Below are 1,263 nucleotides of genomic sequence, written 5' to 3' on the forward strand. Positions count from 1 at the left end.
CCCGACGAAATCGACGGTAGGGAACCGAACTTCACCGCTCGTTGAGCAATCGTTAGAGAACTCTTAGGTTCTGGCCGACCCGTGCGGGCCCGAGTGCGGGCGGCGGCGCGATCGACCCTGTTCAGTGCGCATATTGAAGGCCGTGTCCAGTCCGCTATCCCACTAGAATTAGGGCTTTCGTTCCGCTTTTCGGGATGGCAAGGTTGTGTTGCTCGCCACTGGTGGAGTCTCTACAGTCCTGGAGAATGTGACAGTCGGGTTTTCCCGAAATAGTGTTAGGTGATCTTCACTCGGCCTGGCCGGCATGTGAGGATGGCTGCTGGAAACCCGAGATGGAGCTTTCATGACGCGTGACCTGCCCTTCGATGACACCACCACCGAGGCAGCCGAACGCACGGGTGACACCGCCTATCGAGTAGCCACCGGCGTCGCGCGGGTAGCGCGCGCGGGCGCGTACGTCACCGGCGGCGCGCTGGTGGCCGCGAACGGCGGCGGCGTCCCGGCGCACCCCGGCTCCTCGCACGAGGACAGCCGCAACACCGGCTGGGCGCACAGCAGCGACCCCGACCCCGGCACGCCGTCCCCGGTGATCACGTTCCCGGATCTGGTCGTGGAGCCCGCGCCGATCCACCCGCCTCATTCGGGCAATTCGACTGTCGCGCAAGACAATACGAACTTCGGACACCCCGGCGGCGCGAATCTCCCGCTGCCGACGCTCACCGGTGAGTACAGCGGCACCGACGCGGGATTCGCACTGCCCGGCACCGAGGCGGCCCAGTCCGGCATGGCGCTGCCCAGCCTGCCCGGCGGCGCGTCGGGCCAGCAGTCCATGGAGCTGCCGGGCACCGGTGCGTCGGGCCACCAGGGCTTCGGCCTGCCCGGCACGTCGGGCGACTCGGGCTTCGGCCTCCCCGGCACGCCGGGCAACTCGGGCATCGGCCTGCCCGGCACGGAGGCGGGCGCGGGCCACGGCCTGCCGCTGCCCAGAACCGGCGCTCCCGCAAACGAACTCGACCTGCCGGGCGGCCACGGCTTCGGCCTGCCCGGCCACGGACTCGGACAGGCCGGCCACGGTTTCGGCCTGCCGGGCACGAACGGTTTCGTCGCGCCGGGCGCGTCCGGCGCGTTCGACCTGCCCGGCTCGCACGCGGCCCCGACCGCGAGCGGACCCTTCGACGGCGTCGGCGACGGTGACCCGCTCGGCGCGTTCGTCGGCACGCAGTGGACCGTCGATTTCGGCATCGGCCCGCAGGGCATCTACTT

1 pseudogene is annotated in these 1,263 nt (G+C 69.9%); it reads left to right on the top strand.

The features are described 5' to 3' along the window. Positions 1 to 343: 343 nt before the first annotated feature. Positions 344 to 1,263: pseudogene (locus ON39_RS33960) on the top strand (hypothetical protein); the annotation flags it as partial.

The organism is Nocardia tenerifensis NBRC 101015 (genome assembly GCF_000308715.1).
Lineage (GTDB): Bacteria > Actinomycetota > Actinomycetes > Mycobacteriales > Mycobacteriaceae > Nocardia > Nocardia tenerifensis.